The sequence below is a fragment of the Streptomyces sp. A1277 genome, from assembly GCF_004795015.1.
GTDB lineage: Bacteria > Actinomycetota > Actinomycetes > Streptomycetales > Streptomycetaceae > Streptomyces.
Genome location: NZ_SSBI01000009.1, coordinates 125,327 through 149,444, shown reverse-complemented (window position 1 = coordinate 149,444; position 24,118 = coordinate 125,327). Strand labels below are relative to the sequence as shown.

Below are 24,118 nucleotides of genomic sequence, written 5' to 3'. Positions count from 1 at the left end.
CGCGGCATGAGACGTGCCCGGCCGCCCCCACCGGGAAGCGCTCGCCACCACGCGAACACGCCGCCCGCGCGCCCACGAGGGCGATGCGGCGTAGGTCCCGTCGTCGAATTCGCGTCGTTCGCCCGGAGGGCGGGCCGCGCGGCAGACGGGAATTCGACGACAGGGCCCAGGCGCCCGGGACCGGGTTCACCGAGATCGCGGAACAGCACGGCACAGAGCGGAAGGGCAGTACGTCACATGGACACCTCGCGACCCGTGAAATCCTCCCGCGCCGGCGATCAGCCGGTGGCGATCGTCGGTGTCTCCTGCCGGCTGCCCGGCGCGGCCGACCCGGACGCCTTCTGGCGGCTGCTCACCGAGGGGCGCAGTGCGGTCGGCCGCGTCCCGGCCGGACGGGAGCCGGCCGGAGGGGAGCCGGCCGGAGGGGACCGGGGCGGCTTCATCGAGGGAGCCGACCGGTTCGACGCCGGCTTCTTCGGGATCACCCCCCGCGAGGCGGGCGTGCTCGACCCCCAGCAGCGGCTGATGCTCGAACTCGCCTGGGAGGCGTTCGAGGACGCCCGGATCGTCGCCGGCGAGCTGTCCGGCAGCGCGACCGGAGTGTTCGTCGGCGCGATGCGCGACGACTACGCCCTGCTGGCCGCCGAGGCCGGCCGCGCCGCGCTCAACCACCACGCGATGGCCGGGCTCAGCCGCGGCGTCATCGCCAACCGGGTCTCGCACACCCTCGGACTGCGCGGCCCCAGCCTCGTCATCGACACCGGCCAGGCGTCCTCGCTGGTCGCCGTGCACACCGCCATGGAGAGCCTGCGACGCGGCGAGAGCACCCTCGCCCTCGCCGGCGGGGTGAACCTCAACCTGGCACCCGGAACCGGCGCGCTCGCCGAGGAGTTCGGGGGCCTGTCCCCGGACGGCCGCTGCTACACCTTCGACCACCGGGCCAACGGCTTCGTACGCGGCGAGGGCGGCGTCGCCCTCGTCCTGCGGCTGCTCCCGGACGCCATCGCCGCGGGCGACCGCGTCTACGGCGTGCTCCACGGCGGCGCCGTCAACCACGACGGCGCCGCCGAACAGCTCACCACCCCCAGCCGCCACGCCCAGGCCGAGGTCCTGCGACAGGCGTACGCGTCGGCCGGCGTCGCGCCGGAGTCCGTGCAGTACGTCGAACTCCACGGCACCGGCACCCCGGTGGGCGACCCGGTCGAGGCGGCCGCCCTCGGCGCGGTGCTCGGCAGCGCCCGCGACGCCGCACACCCGCTGCTGGTCGGCTCGGTCAAGACGAACCTGGGACACCTGGAGGCCGCTGCCGGAGCGGCCGGGCTGCTCAAAACCGTGCTGGCCCTGTCGCACGGCCACATCCCCGCAAGCCTCGACTTCGAGGAACCCAACCCCGCCATTCCGCTCGCCGAACTGAACCTGCGGGTCGTCGGCGACCCCACCGAGTGGCCCGACACCGACCGCCCCCGGATCGCCGGGGTCAGCTCCTTCGGCATGGGCGGCACCAACTGCCACCTGGTCCTCTCACAGGCCCCGGCCCCCGCGCCCGCCGCCCCGGCCACGCCCCCGGCCAGGATGCCGCTGGTGCCCTGGGTGCTGTCCGGCCGCAGCGCCGCCGCACTGCGAGGGCAGGCCGCGGCGCTGCGCCCGGCGGTGGGCGCGGCAGACCCGTGCGAGGTGGGCTGGTCGCTGGTGACGACCCGGACCCGGTTCGAGCACCGCGCCGTGGTGGTGGGCGGTGACACCGACGACCTGGACGCCGGTCTTGAGGCGCTGGCCCAGGGCGAGTGGCTGCCGCAGACCGTCTCGGGGGTGGCCGGCGACGGCCTGACCGGGTTCGTGTTCTCGGGTCAGGGTGGTCAGCGCGTCGGTATGGGCCGGGAGTTGGCGGAGGCGTTCCCGGTGTTCGCGGCGGCGCTGGACGAGGTGTGCGGGCACTTCGACGGGCTGCGTGAGGTGATGTTCACCGATGCGGAGGCGTTGAAGAGCACCGGTTGGGCGCAGCCGGCGTTGTTCGCGGTTGAGGTGGCCCTTTTCCGACTGGTGGAGTCGTGGGGGGTGCGCCCGGACTACCTGGTCGGGCATTCGGTGGGTGAGCTGGCCGCCGCGCATGTCGCCGGGGTCTTCTCCCTCGCGGACGCGTGCCGGTTGGTCGCTGCCCGTGCCGGTCTGATGCAGGCGCTTCCGGCCGGCGGTGCGATGTGGGCGCTACGGGCCACGCCGGACGAGGTCACCCCGCTGCTGGTGGACGGCGCCTCGGTGGCTGCCGTGAACGCCCCCGGCCAGGTCGTCGTCTCCGGTGCGCGGGAGGCCGTGGAAGCGGTGGCCGCACAGCTCACCGACCACCAGGGCCGCCGGCTGGACGTCAGCCACGCGTTCCACTCGTCGCTGATGGACCCCATGCTGTCCGAATTCGCTTCCGCCGCAAGCGAGTTGACGTACGGAACCCCGCGCATCCCGATCGTCTCCACCCTCACCGCCGAGCCGGTCACCGAGTTCACCGCGTCCTACTGGGCCGACCAGGTACGCGGCACCGTCCGCTTCGCGGACGCCCTCACCCGTCTCGCGTCCCTCGGCGTCACCCGGTTCATGGAACTGGGCCCGGACGCCGGGCTCGTGGGCGCGATCGGCGAGACCCGCGAGGGCGCCCTCGCCGTGGCGGCGCTGAGCCGCAAACAGGCCGAACCCGTCACCGCCGTCACGGCTCTGGCCCGCCTGTGGACGGACGGCGTCGACGTCGACTGGACGGCCCTCTTCCCGGGGCCCGCACCGGCCACCGTGGACCTGCCCACCTACGCCTTCCAGCGGCGGCGCCACTGGTTCGACACCGCCGCCGAGCCGGCCACCGGCGAGGAGGTCGTGACCAGCGCGGCCGCCGCACGCCTCGCCGCGGCCCGTACGCAGGACGAGCGGCTGCTCGTCCTGCTGGACCTGGTCCGGACGCGGGCGGCCGCCGTGCTCGGATACGAGGAAGCCGAAGCGGTCCCGGCCCGGACACCGTTCAAGGACATCGGGTTCGACTCGCAGTCGCTGCTCCGGCTGAGCGGGCGGGTCGCCACCGACCTGGCCGTCGACCTGCCGGGCACCGTGCTGTTCGACCACCCCACCCCGGAACGGCTGGCCGCGTACCTGCTGGAGGCGGTGCACGGCAGGCCCGTGGCACCCGCCGCGCCCGAGCCGGTCCGTACGGCCGCGGACGAACCGCTCGCCATCGTCGGCATGGCGTGCCGCCTGCCCGGCGAGGTGGACGGCCCGGACGCGCTGTGGAAGCTCCTCGTGGCCGGGGGCGACGCCATCGGCCCGCTCCCCGCCGACCGGGGCTGGGACGTCGACGCGCTGTACGACCCCGACCCGGACCGGCCCGGCACCAGCTATGTGCGGGCCGGCGGATTCCTGGGCACGGCCGCCGAGTTCGACCACGAGTTCTTCGGCATCTCCGCCCGCGAGGCGCTGGCCATGGACCCGCAGCAGCGGCTGCTGATGCAGACCGCCTGGGCGGCGTTCGAGAACGCCGGGCTGCTCCCGGACGACCTCAAGGGCAGTGACACCGGCGTGTTCGCGGGCGTGATGCCCTCGGACTACGTCAGTTCGGACAGCCTGCCGGACGAGCTGGTGGGCTACCAGGTCACCGGCGGCGCGCCGAGCGTCGCCTCCGGCCGGCTCGCCTACCACTTCGGCTTCACCGGGCCCGCCGTCAGCATCGACACGGCCTGCTCCGGCTCCCTGGTCGCCCTGCACATGGCAGCCCAGTCGCTGGCCTCGGGCGAGTGCGGACTCGCCCTGGTCGCCGGGGTGTCGGTGACCCCGACGCCCGCCTCGCTGATCAGCTTCAGCCGGCTTCGCGCGCTGTCCGCCGACGGCCGCTGCCGCGCGTTCGCCGAGGGCGCGGACGGCTTCGGCATGGCCGAGGGCGTCGGCGTGCTCCTGGTGGAGCGGCTGTCCGACGCCCGCCGCAACGGGCACCGGGTGCTGGCCCTCGTACGCGGCAGCGCCATCAACCAGGACGGCGCGTCGAACGGGCTGACCGCGCCCAACGGCCTGTCCCAGCAGCGGGTGATCCGCCAGGCGCTGGGCCGGGCCGGCCTCGACGCGGCGGACGTGGACGCCGTCGAGGCGCACGGCACCGGCACCCGGCTCGGCGACCCGATCGAGGCCCAGGCGCTCATCGCGACGTACGGCGAAGGCCGGCCGGCCGAGCGACCGCTGTGGCTCGGCTCGGTCAAGTCCAACGTGGGCCACACCCAGGCGGCGGCCGGCGTCGTCGGCGTGATCAAGATGGTGCAGGCGCTGCGGCACGGCACCCTGCCGGGCACCCTGCACGTGGCCGAACCCACCTCGCGGGTGGACTGGGAGGCGGGCGGCGTCCGCCTGCTCGCCGAATCCCGGCCCTGGCCGGACACGGACCGGCCGCGCCGGGCCGCTGTCTCCGCGTTCGGCATCAGCGGCACCAACGCGCACGTCATCCTGGAGCAGGCCCCGGAGCTTCGGCCCGTGCCCGTGGCGGAACCGGCCGCAGGCGGTTCGCCCGTCGTGCCGTGGCTGCTGTCGGCCCGGGACGCGCAGGTCCTGCGCGACCAGGCGGCGGCGCTGGGCGCCTGGCCGGACGGCGGCGCCGAACCGGCGGCGGTGGGGCGGGAACTGGCGACGGCCCGGACCTGGTTCGAGCACCGGGCCGTGGTCGTGGGCGGCCACGAGGAGGGGTTGCGGGCCCTGGCGGCCGGTGAGCCGTGCGCGTACGTGGTGTCCGGGCTCGCGGGACCGCTGGGGCGGACCGTGTTCGTCTTCCCCGGGCAGGGTGCGCAGTGGGCCGGCATGGGCGCAGGTCTGCTGGAGGGCTCCGAGGTGTTCGCGCGGGCCGTCGCCGAGTGCGAGGAGGCGCTGTCGGCGTACGTCGACTGGTCGCTGACCGATGTGCTGCGGGGCGCGGAGGGGGCCGCGTCGCTGGAGCGGGTGGACGTGGTGCAGCCCGCGTCGTTCGCCGTGATGGTCGCGCTGGCCGCCGTATGGCGCTCGTACGGGATCGAACCGGCCGCCGTGGTCGGGCACTCGCAGGGCGAGATCGCCGCCGCCTGCGTGGCCGGGGCGCTGTCGCTGGAGGATGCGGCGCGGGTGGTGTGCCTGCGCAGCAAGGCGCTGACCGCGCTGGCGGGACGCGGCGCCATGGCCATCGTCGCGGTGCCCGAGGAAGAGGCCGACGCCCTGGTGTCCCGGTTCGACGGGCGGCTGTCGGTCGCCGCCGTCAACGGGCCCGGCATGGTGGTGCTCTCCGGAGACCCCGCCGCCCTCGATGACGTGAGCCGCGACTGCCAGGAGCGCGGCGTACGGGTGCGGATGATCCCCGTCGACTACGCCTCGCACTCCGCGCACGTCGAGGAGATCCTCGACGAACTGGGCGCACTGCTCGCCCCGGTCCGGCCCCGCACGCCGCAGGTGCCGTTCTTCTCCACCGTCACCGCCGACTGGATCGATTCCCCGGCGCTCGACGCCGCCTACTGGGGCACGAACCTGCGCCGCCCCGTGCGGTTCGCCGAGGCCGTGCGGGCGCTCGCCGGGCAGGGCCACGGGCTCTTCGTGGAGTGCAGCCCGCACCCGGTGCTGCTCGCCGCGACCGAGGAGACCCTGGCCGAGCACGGCGACGCCTGCGCCGTGGGCTCGCTGCGGCGGAACGACGGCGGGCCCGACCGCATGCTCCTCTCGCTCGCCGAGGCATGGGTGCGCGGCGCCCCCGTCGACTTCGGCCCCGCGTTCACCGGGGGGTCCGCGCGGCCCGCGGCCGACCTGCCCACGTACCCGTTCCGGCGCCGCCGCCACTGGCTCGAAGCACCCGCCCGGGCCGCCGCGCGCCAGGAGACCGCCGTCATCGACAGCTGGCGCTACCGCGTCGACTGGACCCCCGTGCCGGACACCGGGGAGCCCGCGCTCACCGGCGACTGGCTGGTGGTCACCCCGCAGAGCCCGGCGCGCGACGGCCTCGTGAAGACGGTGCTGACGGGCCTCGCCCGGCACGGCGCCACCCCCCATGCCGTCGGCGTGGACGACCTGGCGCGCGAGGACGTCGCGCTGCCGGACCGGATCGACGGCATCCTGTCGCTGGCCGCCCTGGACGAGCGGCCGTGCGACGACGAGCCCGGGGCCACCGCCGGCCTCGCCGGCCTCGCCGGCACCGTCGCCGCGGTGCGGGCCCTGGCCGGGCGTGCTCCCGGCGCCCCGCTGTGGCTGGCCACGTCGGGCGCGGTCGGCACCGCACCCGACGACACGGTCCGCGCGCCCCTCCAGGCGCAGGTGTGGGGCCTGGGCGTGGTGCTCGGCCTTGAGGAGGCCGACCGCGCCTGCGGCCTCGTGGACCTGCCGCACGACCTCGGCGAGGACAGCCTCCCGCACCTCGCGACGGTCCTGTCCGGGACCACCGGCGAGCACGAGGTGGCCGTACGCGACGACGCCGTGTACGCCCGAAGACTCGTCCACGCCCCCGCGCCGGACGCTGAGCCGTGGCGGCCGCGCGGCACCGTACTGATCACCGGCGGCACCGGCGTCCTGGGCGCCCACGTGGCGCGCTGGGCCGCCCGTAACGGAGCGGCCCGCCTGATCCTGACCAGCCGCCTCGGCCCGGACGCGCCGGGTACCGAGGAGCTGACCGCCGAACTGACCGCACTCGGCGCACAGGTGACCGTCGCGGCCTGCGACGCCGCCGACGCGGACCGGCTCGCCGCCCTCCTCGCCACGATCGACGCCGAACGGCCGCTGACCGCCGTCGTGCACGCCGCCGGGACCACCCACCCCGAGACCCCGGTCGGCGACCTGTCCACCGCCGAACTCGCCCGGGTGCTGCGGGCGAAGGTGGCGGGCGCCCGCAACCTGGACGCCCTCACCGCGGACCTGGACCTGGACGCCTTCGTCCTGTTCTCGTCCGGGGCCGGCATCTGGGGCGACGTGGGCAAGGCCGGGTACGCCGCCGCCAACGCCTACCTGGACGCGTTCGCCGCCGAGCGGCGCGCCCGGGGCGCGGTGGCCACGTCCGTCGCCTGGGGCGCCTGGGACGGCGGGATGTCCGAGGGGGACGCCGCCGATCTGTTCGCGCGGCGCGGCGTACGTCTCATGACGCCCGAGCGGGCGGTCCGGGCACTCGCCCGCGCGGTGGGGCAGGGCGACACGACCGTCGCCGTCGCCGACTTCGACCTGGCCCGCTTCCTGCCGCTGTACACGATGACGCGGGACCGCCGCCTCGTCGCCGAGCTCAGCCCCGTACAGCAGGCCGCCGCGCAGCCGGTGCCGCGCTCGTACACGGACGGTGCCGAGCCGGCGCCCGAGCCCTCGTCGGCGCTCGCGGACCGGCTCGCCGGGCTGCCCGCCCAGGAGCGGGAGAGCGCCCTGACGGACCTGGTCACGGGCGAGGCCGCCGTCGTGCTCAAGGCCGACGGACCGCAGAGCGTGCGACCGCGCTCGACCTTCAAGGAACTCGGCTTCGACTCCCTCACCGCGCTCGAGTTCCGCAACCGGCTGGGCACCGCGACCGGCCTCAGGCTGCCCGCGTCCCTCATCTACGACCACCCCACTCCGGTCGCGCTCGTCCAGCATTTGAGCGACGAGCTGTTCGGTGGGGCCGACGACGTATTGGCCGAACTGGACCGTGTGGAAGCCCGGTTGTCCGCCCTGCCGGACGAGGAGCGCGACCGCCTCGGCCTGGCCGACCGACTGCGCGCCCTGTTGCGCCGGGTGGAGCCGGCCGAGTACACCACGGCCGGCGAACAGGCCGACGACGACCTGACGGCGGCTTCGAACGACGAGATCTTCGACCTGATCGACCGGGAGTTGGGTATCAGATGAGCGGCGACGCGACCGAACAGCGGCTGCGGGAGTACCTGAACCGACTCACTGCCGAGCTGCGAACCAGCCGTAAAAGGGTCCGGGAGCTGGAGGACAAGCAGACCGAGCCCATCGCGATCGTCGCGATGAGCTGCCGCTTCCCCGGCGGCGCCGACACTCCCGAGAAGTACTGGGAGCTGGTCGAGTCCGCCGCCGACGTCGTCGGCGCGATGCCCGATGACCGGGGCTGGGACCTGGACGCGCTGTACCACCCCGACCCCGAGCACCCCGGCACCAGCTACACCAGGCGCGGGGCGTTCCTGGCCCGCGCCGCCGAATTCGACGCCGGGTTCTTCGGGATCTCGCCGCGCGAGGCACTGGCCATGGACCCGCAGCAGCGGCTGCTCCTGGAGACGTCGTGGGAGGCGATCGAGCGGGCCGGCATGGACCCCGAGAGCCTGACCGGCGAGCGCGCGGGCGTCTTCGTCGGTGCGAGCAACGCGGGCTACGGCGCCGGCGTACGGGCGGTGCCCGAGGGCGTCGAGGGCCACCTGCTGACCGGCAGCCACGACTCCGTGATGTCCGGCCGGATCGCCTACACCCTGGGCCTGGAAGGGCCCGCCGTCACCATCGACACGGGCTGCTCCTCGGCCCTGGTGGCCCTGCACCTGGCGATCCGGGCCCTGCGCGACGACGACTGCGACCTCGCGCTGGCCGGTGCCGCCGCGGTGATGGGCCATCCGCTCAACTTCACCGAGTTCAGCAGGCAGTCGGGGCTCGCCGAGGACGGCCGGGTCAAGGCGTTCTCGGACGACGCGGACGGGACCGGCTGGGGCGAGGGCGTCGGCGTCCTGCTCCTGGAACGCCTGTCGGACGCCCAGCGCAACGGCCACCAGATCCTGGCGGTCCTCCGCGGCTCCGCCGTGAACCAGGACGGCGCGTCCAACGGCATGACCGCCCCCAGCGGTCCGGCACAGCAGCGGGTGATCCGGCAGGCGCTGGCGAACGCGGGCGTGGCGGCGGCCGAGGTCGACGTGGTGGAGGCGCACGGCACGGGCACGACACTCGGTGACCCGATCGAGGCCCAGGCGCTGCTGGCGACGTACGGCCGGAACCGGCCCGAGGACCGTCCGCTGTGGCTGGGTTCGGTGAAGTCGAACATCGGCCACACCCAGGCCGCCGCCGGTGTCGCGGGCGTCATGAAGATGGTGCTGGCGATGCGGCACGGTGTGATGCCGAAGTCGCTGCACGTGGGCACGCCGTCGTCGCATGTGGACTGGTCGGCGGGTGCGGTGGAGCTGCTGGCCGAGGCGCGGGAGTGGCCGGGCCAGGAGGACCGTCCGCGACGGGCGGGTGTGTCCGCGTTCGGAATCAGCGGGACGAACGCGCACGTCATCGTGGAGGAGGCGCCTGCTGCTCCGGAGGTTACGGAGCCGGTGCCTTCGGTGTCGTCGTCGGTGGTGCCGTGGTTGCTGTCGGCGCGGGGTGCGGCTGCGCTGCGGGGTCAGGCGGAGGCGCTGGGTGTGCTGGCCGGCGCTGATCCGGTGTCGGTGGGGTGGTCGTTGGCGACGACGCGTGCGCGGTTCGAGCACCGGGCTGTGGTGCTGGGTGTGTACGGGGCCGGGTTGGGCGCGTTGGCGGGCGGTGAGCCGTCGGCTGGTGTGGTGTCGGGCGTGGCTGGTCCGGTGGGTCGGTCGGTGTTCGTGTTTCCGGGGCAGGGGGCGCAGTGGGTGTCGATGGGTGCCCGGTTGCTGGATGAGTCGCCGGTGTTCGCGGGGGTTGTGGCCGAGTGTGAGGCCGCGATGTCCGGGTTGGTGGATTGGTCGGTCACCGATGTGCTGCGCGGGGCTGTGTCCTTGGAGCGGGTCGATGTGGTTCAGCCGGCTTCGTTCGTGGTGATGGTGGGTTTGGCGGCGGTGTGGCGGTCGTTCGGTGTCGTGCCGGCGGCTGTGGTGGGTCACTCGCAGGGGGAGATCGCTGCCGCGTATGTGGCGGGGGCGTTGTCGCTGGAGGATGCGCTGCGGGTGGTCTGCGTGCGCAGTGGGGCGATTGCCGGGTTGGCGAGCGGGGCCGGGACGATGGCGTCGGTCGGTGCCGGTGTCGTCCAGGTGGAGGAGATTCTTTCCGCCTGGGGTGGTCGGGTGTCGGTTGCTGCGGTGAATGGTCCTTCGCAGGTGGTGGTCTCGGGTGAGGTCGCTGCCGTGGAGGAGGCTGTTGCCCGGTGCGTGGAGTTGGGGTTGCGGGCTCGTCGTATCGCGGTGGATTACGCGTCGCACTCGCCGGCCATGGACGTACTGCACGACGAGCTGGCCACGAGCCTGGCGGGTATCACTCCGCGTGCGGGCACGATTCCGCTTCTGTCGACGGTGACGGGTGAGTTCATCGACGGCTCCGGGATGGACGCCGACTACTGGGTGACCAATCTCCGCTCCCAGGTTCGTTTCGCGGAGGCGATCGAGAAGCTGGCGGCCGAGGGTTACGGCGTGTTCGTGGAGGTCTCCTCGCACCCGGTGCTGTCGGCAGCCGTCCAGGAGATCGCGGACGAGTCCGTGGTCACCGGTTCGCTGCGACGCGATGATGGCGGCTTGGACCGGTTCCTGGCGGGTGTGGCGGAGCTGTGGGTCCGTGGCGTGGACGTCGACTGGACGGCCGCCTTCCCGGACTCGCCCCCGGCGCCGGTCGCCCTGCCCACGTACGCCTTCCAGCGCAGCCACTACTGGCTGGAGGATCAGGAGCAGGCGGGCTCCGGCGAGAGCGCGCAGGACCCTGTCGACGCCGAGTTCTGGGCAGCCGTTCGCGGGGGCGACACCGGTGCGCTCGCCGGCGAACTGGGCCTCCCCGAGGACGCGCCCCTGAGCGCCGTACTGCCCGCGCTCGACGGGTGGCGCGAGCGCCGGACCGCGCATGCGGTGCTGGACACGTGGCGCTACGACATCGAATGGCTGCCGCGTACCGTCCGCACGGGTGCGCGGCTGTCCGGCACCTGGGTCGTGGTGAGTTCGGCGGCCCAGCAGGGCGGTGACACCGTCGCGCTGGTCACCGAGGGTCTTCGTGGGCGCGGGGCCGAGGTCGTACCTGTGGTGCTGGACGCCGGGCACGACCGGCGTCAGGTGGCGGAGGCGCTGGCCGCGCACGCGGGGGCGGCCGGTGTGCTGTCGCTGCTCGCGCTGGACGAGCAGGCGCACCCCGAGCGTCCCGGGCTGAGCGCGGGGCTCGCTCTGAACCTCCTGGTGATGCAGGCCGTGGCGGAGCGGGAGGAGCCCGTACCGCTGTGGCTGTGCACCCGGGACGCGGTCTCGGCCGGCCCCGCGGACCGCGTGGGTCACCCGGAGCAGAGCAGCACGTGGGGCCTGGGGCTGGTCTTCGGCCTGGAACACCCGCAGGCGTGGGGCGGTGTGATCGACCTGCCGGCAGAGCTGACGGCTGACGACGCCGGCCTGCTGACCGACGCCCTGAGCGCCGGCGACCACGAGGACCAGGTCGCGATCCGCTCCGGTGAGGCGCTGCTGCGCCGGCTGCGGCGCGACCCGCGCCGGGACGCGTCCGCGCCGGCCTTCCGGACGAGCGGCGCCGCCCTGATCACCGGGGGCACCGGCGGCCTCGCCGCGCACACGGCGCGCTGGCTCGCGACGTGCGGCGCCGAGCACCTGGTGCTCGTCTCCCGGAGCGGCCCCGACGCGCCCGGCGCCGGTGAACTCGCCGACGAGCTGCGGGCGATGGGCCCCCGGGTGACGGTCGCCGCAGTCGATGTCTGCGACTACGAGGCGCTGGCCGGGCTCGTCGCGGACGTGGAAGCCGACGGGGCGCCGCCGATCAGGACCGTGGTGCACTGCGCGGGGGTGAGCCGCTTCGACTCGCTCCGGGACGTGGAACTCGCGGCGTTCGAGGACGGCGCGGCGGCCAAGCTGGTCGGCACGGCCAACCTCGACCGGCTCTTCGACCGGGACCTGGACGCCTTCCTGCTCTACTCGTCCGTGGCCGGACTGTGGGGCGCGGGCGACCACGGCTCGTACTCGGCGGGCAACGCCTATCTCGACTCGGTCACCCGGAACCGGCGCGCCCGTGGCCGCACCGGGACGACGATCTACTGGGGCCTGTGGTCCGCCGACGACGGCATGGGCGAGGCCGCGGCCGAGTCCAGCTCCCTGAACTGGTACGGCATGCGGTTCATGGACCCGCGGACCGCGATGGCCGGGCTGCGCCAGGCGATGGCCGACGACGAGGAGTTCATCGTCATCGGCGACGTCGACTGGGCGGACTTCAGCCGCGTCTTCACCGCCGCGCGCCGGCGCCCGCTGCTCGACGAGATCCCGGAGGTCAGGGCCGCCCTGGCGGAAGGCGAAGCGTCGGCGGCCGAGGAGAACCCGCTGCTGGAGCGGCTGCGCCCGCTGGCCCCCGACGCGCAGGAGCGCCTGCTGCGCGATCTGGTGCGTACCCACGTCTCGCACGTGCTCGGGCACGCCTCGTCGGACGCCCTGGAGAACGCGCGGTCGTTCCGCGACCTCGGCTTCGACTCGCTGCTCGCGGTCGAACTGCGCAACTCGCTGCGTACCGCCACCGGTCTGAAGCTCCCCACCACCCTCGTCTTCGACCACCCGGACGTCGACCGCCTCGTACAGCACCTGCTCACGGCCCTGCTCGGTGCGGGCGAGGAGGCAGGCACGGACGTTGCGGCGTCGCCCGTCGCGGCCATCGGCCCGGCGACCGGGGACGACCCGATCGCGATCATCGGCATGGGGTGCCGGCTCCCGGGCGGGATCAGCGGACCGGACGACCTGTGGAGGCTGCTCGGGGAAGGCGGCGACGCCGTCTCCGCCTTCCCCGGCGACCGGGGATGGGACCTCACGGGACTCTACAGCCCGGACCCGGACGAGGCGGGGCGCACGTATGCCCGTACCGGCGGATTCGTCCGGGACGCGGGCCACTTCGATGCCGGGTTCTTCGGGATCTCGCCGCGCGAGGCACTGGCCATGGACCCGCAGCAGCGGCTGCTCCTGGAGACGTCGTGGGAGGCGATCGAGCACGGCCGGATCGACCCGCACAGCCTGCGCGGCAGCGCCTGCGGGGTCTTCCTCGGCGTCGGGAACGACGGTTACGGCACGAACCTGCGGCAGGTCCCGGAAGGGGTGGAGGGCCACCTGATCACCGGGACGGTCACCAACATCGCCTCGGGGCGCATCTCGTACGTGCTGGGCCTCGACGGCCCCGCCGTCAGCGTGGACACCGGATGCTCCTCGGCCCTGGTGGCCCTGCACCTGGCGGCGCAGTCGCTGCGGTCGGGCGAGTGCTCGCTCGCGCTCACCGGAGGCGCCACGATCGCCGCGGAGCCCACGGGCTTCGTCGGCTTCAGCCGGCAGCGCGCGCTCGCGGAGGACGGCCGGAGCAAGGCGTTCTCCGACGACGCGGACGGCATGGGCCTCGCGGAGGGCGTCGGCGTCCTGCTCCTGGAACGGCTCTCGGACGCCCGGCGCAACGGGCACCACGTACTGGCAGTCGTCCGCGGCAGCGCGATGAACCAGGACGGCGCGTCCAACGGTCTCACCGCCCCCAGCGGCCCCGCCCAGCAGCGGGTGATCCGGCAGGCCCTGGCGAACGCGGGCGTCGCGTCGGCCGAGGTCGACGTGGTGGAGGCGCACGGTACGGGCACCGCGCTGGGCGATCCGATCGAGGCGCAGGCCGTGCTCGCCACCTACGGGCAGGACCGGCCCGAGGACCGGCCGCTGTGGCTGGGTTCGGTGAAGTCGAACATCGGCCACACCCAGCTCGCGGCGGGTGCCGCGGGTGTCATGAAGATGGTGCTGGCGATGCGGCACGGCCTGATGCCGAAGTCGCTGCACGTCGGCACGCCGTCGTCGCATGTGGACTGGTCGGCCGGTGCGGTGGAGCTGCTGTCCGAGGCCCGTGAGTGGCCGCGCGGCGAGCAGCCGAGGCGTGCGGGTGTGTCGGCGTTCGGGATCAGCGGGACCAACGCGCACGTCATCCTGGAGGAGGCGCCCCGCGAGGAGATCCCCGCGACGAAGGGCCCGGTCCCGCCCGTGGTGCCGTGGCTGTTGTCGGCGCGGGGCGCGGCCGGGCTGCGGGGTCAGGCGGCGGCGCTGGGTGCGCTGGCCGACGCCGATCCGGTGTCGGTGGGCTGGTCGCTGGCGACGACCCGGGCACGGTTCGAGCACCGGGCCGTGGTGCTCGGTACGTACGCGGCCGGGCTCGGGGCTCTGGCCGAGGGTGAGCCTGCGGCCGGCGTGGTGTCCGGCGTGACCGGTCCGGTGGGCCGGCCGGTGTTCGTGTTCCCGGGCCAGGGCGCGCAGTGGGCGTCGATGGGCGCCCGGTTGCTGGATGAGTCCCCGGTGTTCGCGGGGGTCGTGGCGGAGTGCGAGGCCGCGATGGCGGGGCTGGTGGACTGGTCGGTCACCGCTGTCCTGCGCGGCAGCGCGGACGCGCCTCCTCTGGAACGTGTGGATGTGGTCCAGCCCGCGTCCTTCGTGGTGATGGTGGGCCTGGCGGCCGTCTGGCAGTCGTACGGCGTCGTACCGGCCGCCGTGGTGGGTCACTCGCAGGGCGAGATCGCCGCCGCGTACGTGGCCGGCGTGCTGTCCCTGGAGGACGCGCTGCGGGTCGCCTGCCTGCGCAGCCGCGCCATCGCGGAGCTGGCCAGTGGTGCGGGCACGATGGCCTCGGTCGGCGCGGGCGTCGCCCGGGTCGAGGAGATCCTCGCCCCGTGGGGCGACCGGGTGTCCGTCGCCGCGGTCAACGGCCCCTCGCAGGTGGTCGTATCCGGTGAGGTCGCCGGGGTCGAGGAGGTGGTCGCGGCCTGCCGCGAGCTGGGACTGCGGGCGCGCCGGATCGCGGTGGACTACGCCTCGCACTCGGCGTCGATGGACGTCCTGCGGTCCGAACTGGCCGATGCGCTGGCGGGTATCACTCCGCGTGCGGGCACGATTCCGCTTCTGTCGACGGTGACGGGTGAGTTCATCGACGGCTCGGTGATGGACGGCGGCTACTGGTTCACGAACCTGCGTTCGCGGGTCCGCTTCGCCGAGGCGGTCGAGAAGCTGTCGGCGGACGGTTACGGCGTGTTCGTGGAGGTCTCCTCGCACCCCGTGCTCTCCGCCGCGGTCGAGGAGCTGGCCGAGGAGAGCGTGGTCACCGGATCGCTGCGACGCGACGACGGCGGCCTCGACCGGTTCCTGGCCAGTGCGGCGGAGCTGTGGGTCCGTGGGGTGGACATCGACTGGACGGCCGCCTTCCCGGGCACGCCCCCGGCGCCGGTCGACCTGCCCACGTACGCCTTCCAGCGCAGCCACTACTGGCTGGAGGATCAGGAGCGGACGGGCTCCGGTGAGAGCGCGCAGGACCCCGCCGACGCCGCGTTCTGGGCGGCCGTCGAGAGCGAGGACCCGCAGGCGGTCGCCGGAACGCTCGGGGTCGAGGACCCCGCCGCACTGGAGCCGGTGCTTCCCGTACTCGCCGGCTGGCGGCGCCGGCGGCGCCAGGACTCCGCACTGGACGCGTGGCGCTACGACGTCGAGTGGCAGCCCCTCGCCCGGGGCGTGACGCCGCGCATCGACGGCTCCCGCTGGCTGCTGCTCGCCCCGGCCGGTGGCCGTCACGCCTGGCAGGAACGGGCCCGGCAGGCGCTCACGGCGTACGGCGCCGACGTCACCGTGCTCGACGTGGACGAGGGCGACGACCGGGCCCGGCTGGCCGCGCGGCTGCGTGACGGCGCGGCGGAGGCCACCGGCGTCCTGTCCCTGCTCGCGCTCCGCGACCGGGCGGACCACGACGGGGCCGACCCGGACCAGCAGGACCTGGACCGGGCGGTGCTGGTCGTCCAGGCACTCGGTGACGCCGGGATCGCGGCGCCGCTGTGGATCGCCACCCGGGGCGCGGTCGGCGTCGGACGCTCCGACCGGGCCCCCGTGCCCGAGCAGGCCCTGCTGTGGGGAATGGGCCGGATCGCCGCCCTGGAGTACCCGCAGCGGTTCGGCGGCCTGATCGACCTGCCCGCCGACGCGGACGAGCGGGCCGGGGAGCGGCTGGTGCGCGGGCTCGGCGCCCCCGGCGGCGAGGACCAGATCGCGGTGCGGACGGGCGGGCTCTACGTGCGCCGGCTCGCCCGCAAGAAGCTGGCCGGCCACACCCCCGTACGCGACTGGCGCCCCTGCGGCACCGTCCTGGTCACCGGCGGCACGGGCGGCATCGGCGCCGAGATCGCCGCCTGGCTCGCGGCGAACGGCGCCCAGCACCTGCTGCTGACCAGCAGGCGCGGCCAACAGGCCCCCGGAGCAGCCGAGCTGACCCGGCGACTGACGGGGCTCGGCGCCCGCGTCACCATCGCCGCCTGCGACGTGGCCGACCGCACCGCCCTGCGGGAACTGCTCGACGGCATCGGCCCCGAGCACCCGCTGACCGCCGTCGTCCACGCGGCGGCCGTCCTCGACGACTGCCTGCTCGACGCGCTCGACCCGGAGCGGGCCGAGGCGGTGCTGCGCCCCAAGACCGTCGCCGCACACCATCTGCACGAGCTGACGAAGGACCTCGGTCTCGACGCGTTCGTCCTGTTCTCCTCGCTGGCCGGCACGCTCGGCCTGCCCGGGCAGGGCAGCTACGCGGCCGCCAACGCCTACCTGGACGCGCTGGCCTCGGCCCGCCGCGCCGAGGGGCTTCCGGCCACCTCACTGGCCTGGGGCGCCTGGGACCGGGTCGGGCTCGCCTCCGGTGAGGTGGGCGCCTCCCTGCGCCGCGACGGAGTGACCCTGATGGCGCCGGAGACGGCGATCTCCGGGCTGCGGCAGGCGCTCGACCACGACCTCGGCTACCTCGCCGTCGCCGACGTGGACTGGCGGGTGTTCGGCCCGTCGTGCACGGCGGGCCGCGCCGGGCGGGTGCTCGAACAGTTCCCGGAGGCCCGGGAGACCGCGCCGCCGCAGTCCGGCGAACCGCAGGACGACGGCGGCCTCGCGGCCCGGCTCGCGGGACTCTCCCCGGCCGAGCGGCAGCAGGCGCTCCTCGATCTCGTACGCGCTCATGCGGCGGCCGTCCTCGGCCTGCCGGACGCGGACGGCCTCGACACCGACCGGGCCCTGCGCGAACTGGGCTTCGACTCGCTGACCGCCGTCGAGCTGCGCAACCGGCTCAACAAGGTCACCGGCCTGCGGCTGCCGGTCACCGTCGTCTTCGACCACAACACCGCGCACCAGCTGTCCCGGCACCTGCTCTCCGAGCTGTTCGGCACGGACGGCGCGGCTTCCGCCGCGCCGCAGCCGCCCGCACGCGAGTCGGCCCCGGCCACCGGCCGGGACGGCGCGGTGGACGACGACCCGGTGGTGATCGTCTCGATGAGCTGCCGCTTCCCCGGCGGCGTGAGCACCCCGGAGGAGTTCTGGGAGCTGCTGTCCGAAGGCCGCGACGCGGTCACCGGCCTCCCCACCGACCGCGGCTGGGACCTGGCGGGCAGCTACCACCCGGACCCGGACCACCCCGGCACGCACTACACGCGCGGCGGCGGATTCCTGGACGACGTCGGCGCGTTCGACCCCATGTTCTTCGGCATCTCGCCGCGCGTGACACCGGCCATCGACCCGCAGCACCGGCTGCTCCTGGAGACCTCCTGGGAGGCGTTCGAGCGGGCCGGGATCGACCCGGCGACGCTGAAGGGCAGCCCGGTCGCGGTGTTCGTCGGGGCGAACCAGACCGACTACGGACCCCGGGCCGCCGCGTCGGCGGGCGAGTTCGAGGGCCAGCTCGCCACCGGCAGCGCGGCCAGTGTGGCATCGGGCCGGGTCGCCTACACCTTCGGGCTCGAAGGCCCCGCCGTCACCGTGGACACCGCCTGCTCGTCCTCGCTGGTCGCCCTGCACCTGGCCGCACAGTCCGTGCGCTCCGGCGAGAGCACGATGGCGCTCGCCGGCGGCGTGACCCTGCTCTCGACGCTGTACACGTTCATCGAGTTCAGCCGGCAGGGCGCGCTCTCCGAGGACGGCCGCTGCAAGGCGTTCTCCGCCGAGGCCGACGGGGCCGGCTGGGCCGAAGGCGTCGGCATGGTCCTCGTGGAACGGCTCTCCGACGCCCGCCGCAACGGCCACCGCGTCCTCGCCGTCGTCCGGGGCAGCGCGATGAACCAGGACGGGGCGTCGAACGGCCTCACCGCGCCCAACGGACTCGCCCAGCAGCGGGTGATCCGCCAGGCGCTGGCCGACGCGGGGCTCGAAGCCGCCGACGTGGACCTGGCGGAGGCGCACGGCACCGGCACCGCGCTCGGCGACCCCATCGAGGCGGAGGCGCTCCTCGCCACCTACGGCCAGGACCGGCCCGCGGACCGGCCGCTGTGGCTGGGCTCGGTCAAGTCGAACATCGGGCACACCCAGGCCGCCTCCGGTATCGCCGGGGTCATCAAGGCCGTACTGGCGATGCGGCACGGCACGATGCCGCGCACCCTGCACATCGACCGGCCCACCCCGCACGTCGACTGGTCGGCCGGAACCGTACGGCTCCTCGCCGACGAACGGGCCTGGCCCGGCGACCACGGGCCGCGCCGCGCCGCGGTGTCCTCGTTCGGGATCAGCGGCACGAACGTGCACGTGATCGTCGAAGAGGGCCCGGCGGTCGCACCGCCGCTCCCGTCCGGCGCACCGGAGGCCGCTGACGGGCCCGCCCCGCGGCTCCTGCCGTGGGCCCTGTCCGCCCGCACCCCCGCCGCGCTGACCGACCAGGTCCGCAACCTGCTCGGCGCCCTCGACGCGGAGCCCGGCCACGACGCGGCGGCGATCGGCCGCGGCCTCGCGGCACGTTCCCGCTTCGAACACCGCCTGGTGTGCTGGGGCACCGACCGCGACGCGCTCCAAGACCGGCTCAACGACTGGCTGGACGGCCGCACCGACGCCCCGTCCGCAGCCGGCACCGCCGGCGGCGGCCGCACCGCGTTCCTGTTCTCCGGGCAGGGCGCCCAACGCCCCGGCATGGGCCGCGAGCTGTACGACACGTACTCGGTCTACGCCGACGCCTTCGACGAGGTCTGCGCCCAGGTGGACCTGCACCTGCCCAGGCCGCTGCGCGACATCGTGTTCGCCGCGCCGGGCAGCCCGGAGGCGGACCTGCTGGACAGCACCGCGTACACCCAGCCGGCGCTGTTCGCCGTCGAGGTCGCGCTGTTCCGGCTTTTCACCTCCTGGGGCGTCGTGCCCGACCACCTCATCGGGCACTCCATCGGCGAACTGGCCGCCGCCCACCTCGCCGGCGTCTTCACCCTGCCCGACGCGTGCCGCCTGGTCGTGGCGCGCGGCCGGCTGATGGGGCAGGTGCCGGCCGGGGGCGCGATGGCCGCCCTCGCCGTCGCCGAGGACGAGGTGCGGCCGCTGCTCGCGGACCGTACGGACCGGATCGCCGTGGCCGCGGTCAACGGGCCGCTGGCCACCGTCGTCTCCGGGGACACCACCGAAGTCGACCGCGTGGTCGAGCACTTCAAGAGCCTCGGCGACAAGACCACCTACCTGCGGGTCAGCCACGCGTTCCACTCGCCCCACATGGACGCGATGCTGGAGGAGTTCGCCGCGACCGTCCGGGACATTCCGATGGCACCGCCGACGATCCCCCTGGTCTCCGACGTCACCGGTGAGACGGCCACGGCCGAGCAGCTGTGCACGGCCGAGTACTGGGTGAGGCAGCTGCGTGAAGCCGTCCGGTTCGCCGACGGAATCCGCACCCTGGAGGCGGCGGGCGTCACCCGGTTCCTTGAGATCGGGCCGGACGCCGTGCTCGCCGCGATGGCCGCGGACAGCCGCACCGGCGACACCCCCGGCGTGGTGGCGGCGGCCCTGCGGCGCGACCGCGACGAGACCGCGACCGCCCTCGGCGCGCTCACCGAACTCCATGTGCACGGCGGCGCCTGCGACTGGACGGCCCTCCTGCCGGCCGGCGACGCGTCCGCCGAGCTGCCCACCTACCCGTTCCAGCGGCAGACCTACTGGCTCGACGCCCCGGACCCCGCTGGGGACGTACGGGCGGCGGGCATGGACGCACCCGGGCACCCGATGCTCGGCGGAGCCGTCCAGCTCGCCGAGGGCGGCGTGGTGCTGACCGCGCTGCTCTCGTCGGGCCGGCTGCCCTGGCTGGCCGACCACGTCATCGACGGCACGGTGGTGCTGCCCGGCACCGCGTACCTCGAACTCGCCGTCCGGGCGGGCGACCAGGTCGGCTGCGGCCGGGTCGGCGAACTCACCCTGCACGCACCGCTCGCACTGCCCGAGGGCTCGGCGGCACAGGTGCAGATACGGGTCGGCGCCGCCGACGCCACGGGGGCCCGCACCCTCGACGTGTACGCGCGGCCGGACCGTGCCGGTGACGGGACCGAGTGGCACAAGCACGCCACCGGCACGCTGCTGCCCGACACACTGCCCGCCGTCCCGGCCCCCGCCGTGTGGCCGCCCGAGGACGCCGAACCGATCGGCCTCGACGGCCTCTACCCGCGCCTCTCGGCGAACGGCAGCGACTACGGCCCGGTGTTCCAGGGCCTCACCGCCGCCTGGCGGCGCGGCCCTGAGGTCTTCGCCGAGGTCGCGCTGCCCGACACCGCCGACACGGCCGGCTACGGACTGCACCCGGCCCTCCTCGACGCGGCGCTCCAGGCGGTGTCCGTGGGCACGATCGGTGACGCCGGCGTGATGCCGTTCTCCTGGCAGAACGTCGTACTGCACACCTCGGGCGCCCGGCAGCTGCGGGTCAGGCTCGACGACCTCGCCGAGCACACGGTGTCCGTACAGGTCTGGGACCCGGCCGGCACCCCGGTCGCGCACGCCGAGTCGCTGGCGTTCCGCCCGAGGACCGCGGCCGAGCCGCGCCGCCCGCGTACCGAGTCGCTGATGCGCACCGAGTGGACGCCCGTCCCGGCCGGGGCGGCGCCCCGCGACGCCGCCTGGGCGACGGTCGGCGCCGAAGCCGCACCCGGCACACTGGCCGCGCTGGGCGGTGCCGTCGCCCTCCACGACCACCCGACGCTGCACGCCCTGGCCGAGTCCGGGGCGGCCGTCCCCGAGCGCGTCCTCGCCGTCGCACCCGCCTTCGCGGGAGAACCCGCCGGGGCCGCGCGGGCCGCCGCCCACTGGGCCCTCGCACTGGTCCAGGGCTGGCTCGCCGACGAGCGGTTCGCTGGGGCGCGGCTGGTCCTGGTGACCCGCGGCGCGGTGGCCGCCGGCCACGACGGGGGACCGGCCGACCTGCCCGCCGCGACCGTCCACGGACTGGTCCGGGCGGCGATCACCGAGAACCCGGGACGGTTCGCCCTCCTCGACGTCGGCCACGGGGGCGGCACCGGCGTGGACGACCCGGCGACGGGCGGCGCACTGGCCGCCGCGCTCGCCGGGGACGAACCCCAGCTGCTGCTGCACGACGGGAGGGTGCACCTCGCCCGGCTCGCCCGGGTCCCCGCCGACAGCACGCCCGCCGCATGGGACCCGGCCGGCACCACCCTGATCACCGGCGGCACCGGCACGCTCGGCCGGCTGCTCGCCCGGCACCTGGTCACCGAGCACGGCGTACGGCACCTGCTGCTCATCAGCCGCAGCGGCCCGGCCGCCGCCGGGGCGGGCGAGCTGCGCGCCGGACTCACCGCCCTGGGCGCCGAGGTGACGATCGAGGCATGCGACGCCGCCGACCGCACCGCCCTGCGGAAGCTGCTCGACGGCATCCCCGCCGAGCACCCGCTCACCGGCGTCGTGCACGTCGCTGGGGTCGTCGACGACGGAGTCGTCACCGCGCTCACCCCCCACCAGGTCGACCGGGTGCTCGCGCCCAAGGCCGACGCCGCGCTGAACCTGCACGAACTGACATCGGACGCCGGTCTCTCCGGCTTCGTCCTGTTCTCCTCACTGGCCTCACCGCTCGGCGGGGCCGGCCAGGCCGCTTACGCCGCCGCGAACGCCTTCCTCGACGCCCTCGCGGGTCACCGCAAGGCCCAGGGGCTGCCCGGGGTCTCGCTGTGCTGGGGGCCGTGGGCCGAGCTGAGCACCATGACCGGCAAGCTGAGCGACGCCGACTTCGCGCGGTTCGCCCGCAGCGGCCTCGTACCGATGTCCACCGCCGAGGCGCTCGCCCTGTTCGACGCGGCGCGCGGCCGCACCGAGGCGGTGCTCGTACCCGCCCGGACGGCCCTCGGCGTCTTCGAGGACGGGCAGCCGGAGCAGGTGCCCGCGATGCTGCGCGGCCTGGTGCGCGGCCCGGTCCGCCCCACCGTCGCGGCCGCCGGGACACCGGCGACCGGGGCGAGCGGCGGGTCCGGGCAGCCGGAAGCCGCACCGGCCGACCCGTTCGGTGCGCTGACCGGCCCCGCCCGCAAGCGGGCCCTGCTCGACCTGGTGCGCCGGGAGGCGGCGGTGGTGCTGGCCTACCCGGACGCCGAACTGGTCGACGTGGAGGCGGGCTTCCTGGGCATGGGCTTCGACTCGCTCAGCGCCGTCGAACTGCGCAACCGGCTCAGCGAGAGGACCGGCCTGCGCCTGCCGGCGACCGTGCTCTTCGACTACCCGGCCCCGGCCTCGCTCGCCGCTCATCTGCACGAGATCCTGCCGTCCGACGCCGAACGCGCCCTCGCCCCGCTCCTGAACGGCCTTGAGCAGCTGGCCGAGACCCTTCCCGACCTGGCCGGCGACGACGCGCTGCGCGACCGGCTGGAGACACGGCTGCGGGCCGCGCTGGGGCGGCTGACCGGAACGCCCGTCATCCCCGCCCAGGCACCCGCGGCGCCCAAGGAGGAGGACCCCGCCCCCGCCGACTTCGACGGGGCGAGCGACGACGAGATCTTCCGGTTCCTGGACGAGCTGGACAGCTGACAGCGAAGGGAGCGCCCGCTGCGGCGCCCCCTCTGCGCTGTCCCCTGGAGGTGTCAGCCCCGGGGCGGCACCACGAGCGCGGTGAACATGTCGTCCAGCCGCGAGACCGGCGTGCCCTCGAACTGCCAAGGCGTCTCCCGCCGGTCGTGGGCCAGCTGTTCGAGCACGGGCACCACCTCGGCCGGCGAGGGCAGGGCCGTGGCCTCCTCGCGCAGGCGGGTGGCGTTCTGCTGGAAGGAGCCGTCCGCCAGGATGCGCGCGGCCCGCTCGTACACCGCGTCGGGCGTCGCCCGGTCCGTGCCGAGCAGCAGCCCCGCCCCCTGCTCCTCGATCCCGGCGCCCCGGTAGAGCTGATCGGCCAGCGGGGTGGTGACGGTGAGCTGCGGGACGCCGTACATGAGCGCGTTGGCGTAGCTGCCGAAGCCGCCGTGGTGGATCAGCAGGGAGCAGCTGGGCAGCAGGGCGTGCAGCGGTACGGACGGGACGGCGCGCACATTGTCCGGCAGCGTGCCCAGCTCCTCGATCTGCGCCGGCAGCAGCGCGGCCACCACCTCGGCGTCCAGCTCCGCCAGCTGCCCGAGGATGTCGGCCTTGGACACGTAGTCGCCGCCGTGGCGCTCGGTGTTGGAGGCGCCCAGGGTCATACACACCCGGGTCCGCCCGGGCGGTGTGCGCAGCCAGTCGGGCACGATCGCCGGGCCGTTGTACGGCACGAACCGGATGGGGGTGCGCGGGGCGCCGGTGTCGATGCCGAGGCTCTTCGGCAGCGGGTCCAGCGTGAGCTGCCCGGTCGTCAGCTCCTCGCCGAAGGCGCCCCCGAACTCCTCGGCACGTTCGCCCAGCCACTCGGCGAGCGGATCCCTCCGCTCGGCGGCCGGCACGTCCAGGGCCAGCTCCCGCAGGATCTCGCGCTTCTTCACCCACACGTCCGCGAAGCACAGCGAGCGCGCATGCGCGGCGCCGACGACGCCCGCGACGATGGGACCGGCGTACGTCAGCGAGTCCCACACCACGAGGTCGGGCCGCCAGGCGCGGGCGAACTCCACCAGGCCGGGGATCATCGTCTCGTTGAACATGGCGCAGGCGTACGCGACCACCTGGGCGCGGTATGCCTCGGCCTCGTAGGTCAGCTTCGCCGGATCCAGCTCGTTCCAGCTGATCAGCTCGGCCACTTCCTGCGCATCGCGGTTGGCGTGCATCGACGCGTTGATGCCGTCATTGGTGCCGGCCGCGACGGCCGTCATCCCGGTCGCGGCGACGGCATCGGTCAGCTCCTCGCAGCTGGCGACCCTGACCTCGTGGCCGGCGGCGCGCATGGCCCACGCCAGCGGCGTCATGCAGAACAGATGGGACTTCTCGGGGATGGTTGCGAACAGCACGCGCACGGTGAACTCCTGGGAGAGACAAAGGATCCGGAGTCCGTCCAGGTTCGGCCCGCACCGGGGACCCGGGCGGGCCGCCCCCCGAGCATCGGGGGAAACACCCAGAGTTTCCCGGTC

3 protein-coding genes are annotated in these 24,118 nt (G+C 74.8%); 2 read left to right on the top strand and 1 reads right to left on the bottom strand.

Translation table 11 applies throughout. The features are described 5' to 3' along the window. The first annotated feature begins 255 nt into the window (after window positions 1-255). The gene (locus tag E6R18_RS08845) at window positions 256-7,821 is read left to right on the top strand and encodes a type I polyketide synthase (RefSeq protein ID WP_168712305.1); all 7,566 of its coding nucleotides are present in this window, start codon (window positions 256-258) and stop codon (window positions 7,819-7,821) included. Beyond that, window positions 7,818-22,619, top strand: a complete 14,802-nt coding sequence (locus E6R18_RS08840; RefSeq protein ID WP_136316289.1) for a type I polyketide synthase — start codon at window positions 7,818-7,820, stop codon at window positions 22,617-22,619. Before E6R18_RS08845 ends, E6R18_RS08840 begins: the two co-directional genes overlap by 4 nt. 53 nt (window positions 22,620-22,672) lie before the next feature. Here E6R18_RS08840 and E6R18_RS08835 read toward each other — a convergent pair whose 3' ends face one another. Further along, window positions 22,673-23,998, bottom strand: coding sequence for an activator-dependent family glycosyltransferase (locus tag E6R18_RS08835; RefSeq protein WP_240799657.1), 1,326 nt, complete (start codon window positions 23,996-23,998; stop codon window positions 22,673-22,675). Between the last annotated feature and the right edge of the window lie 120 nt (window positions 23,999-24,118).

What these genes read in the sequence shown, in the direction of transcription:
- E6R18_RS08840 (WP_136316289.1), top strand. Translation starts at nt 7,818, where the DNA reads ATGAGCGGCGACGCGACCGAACAGCGGCTGCGGGAGTACCTGAACCGA.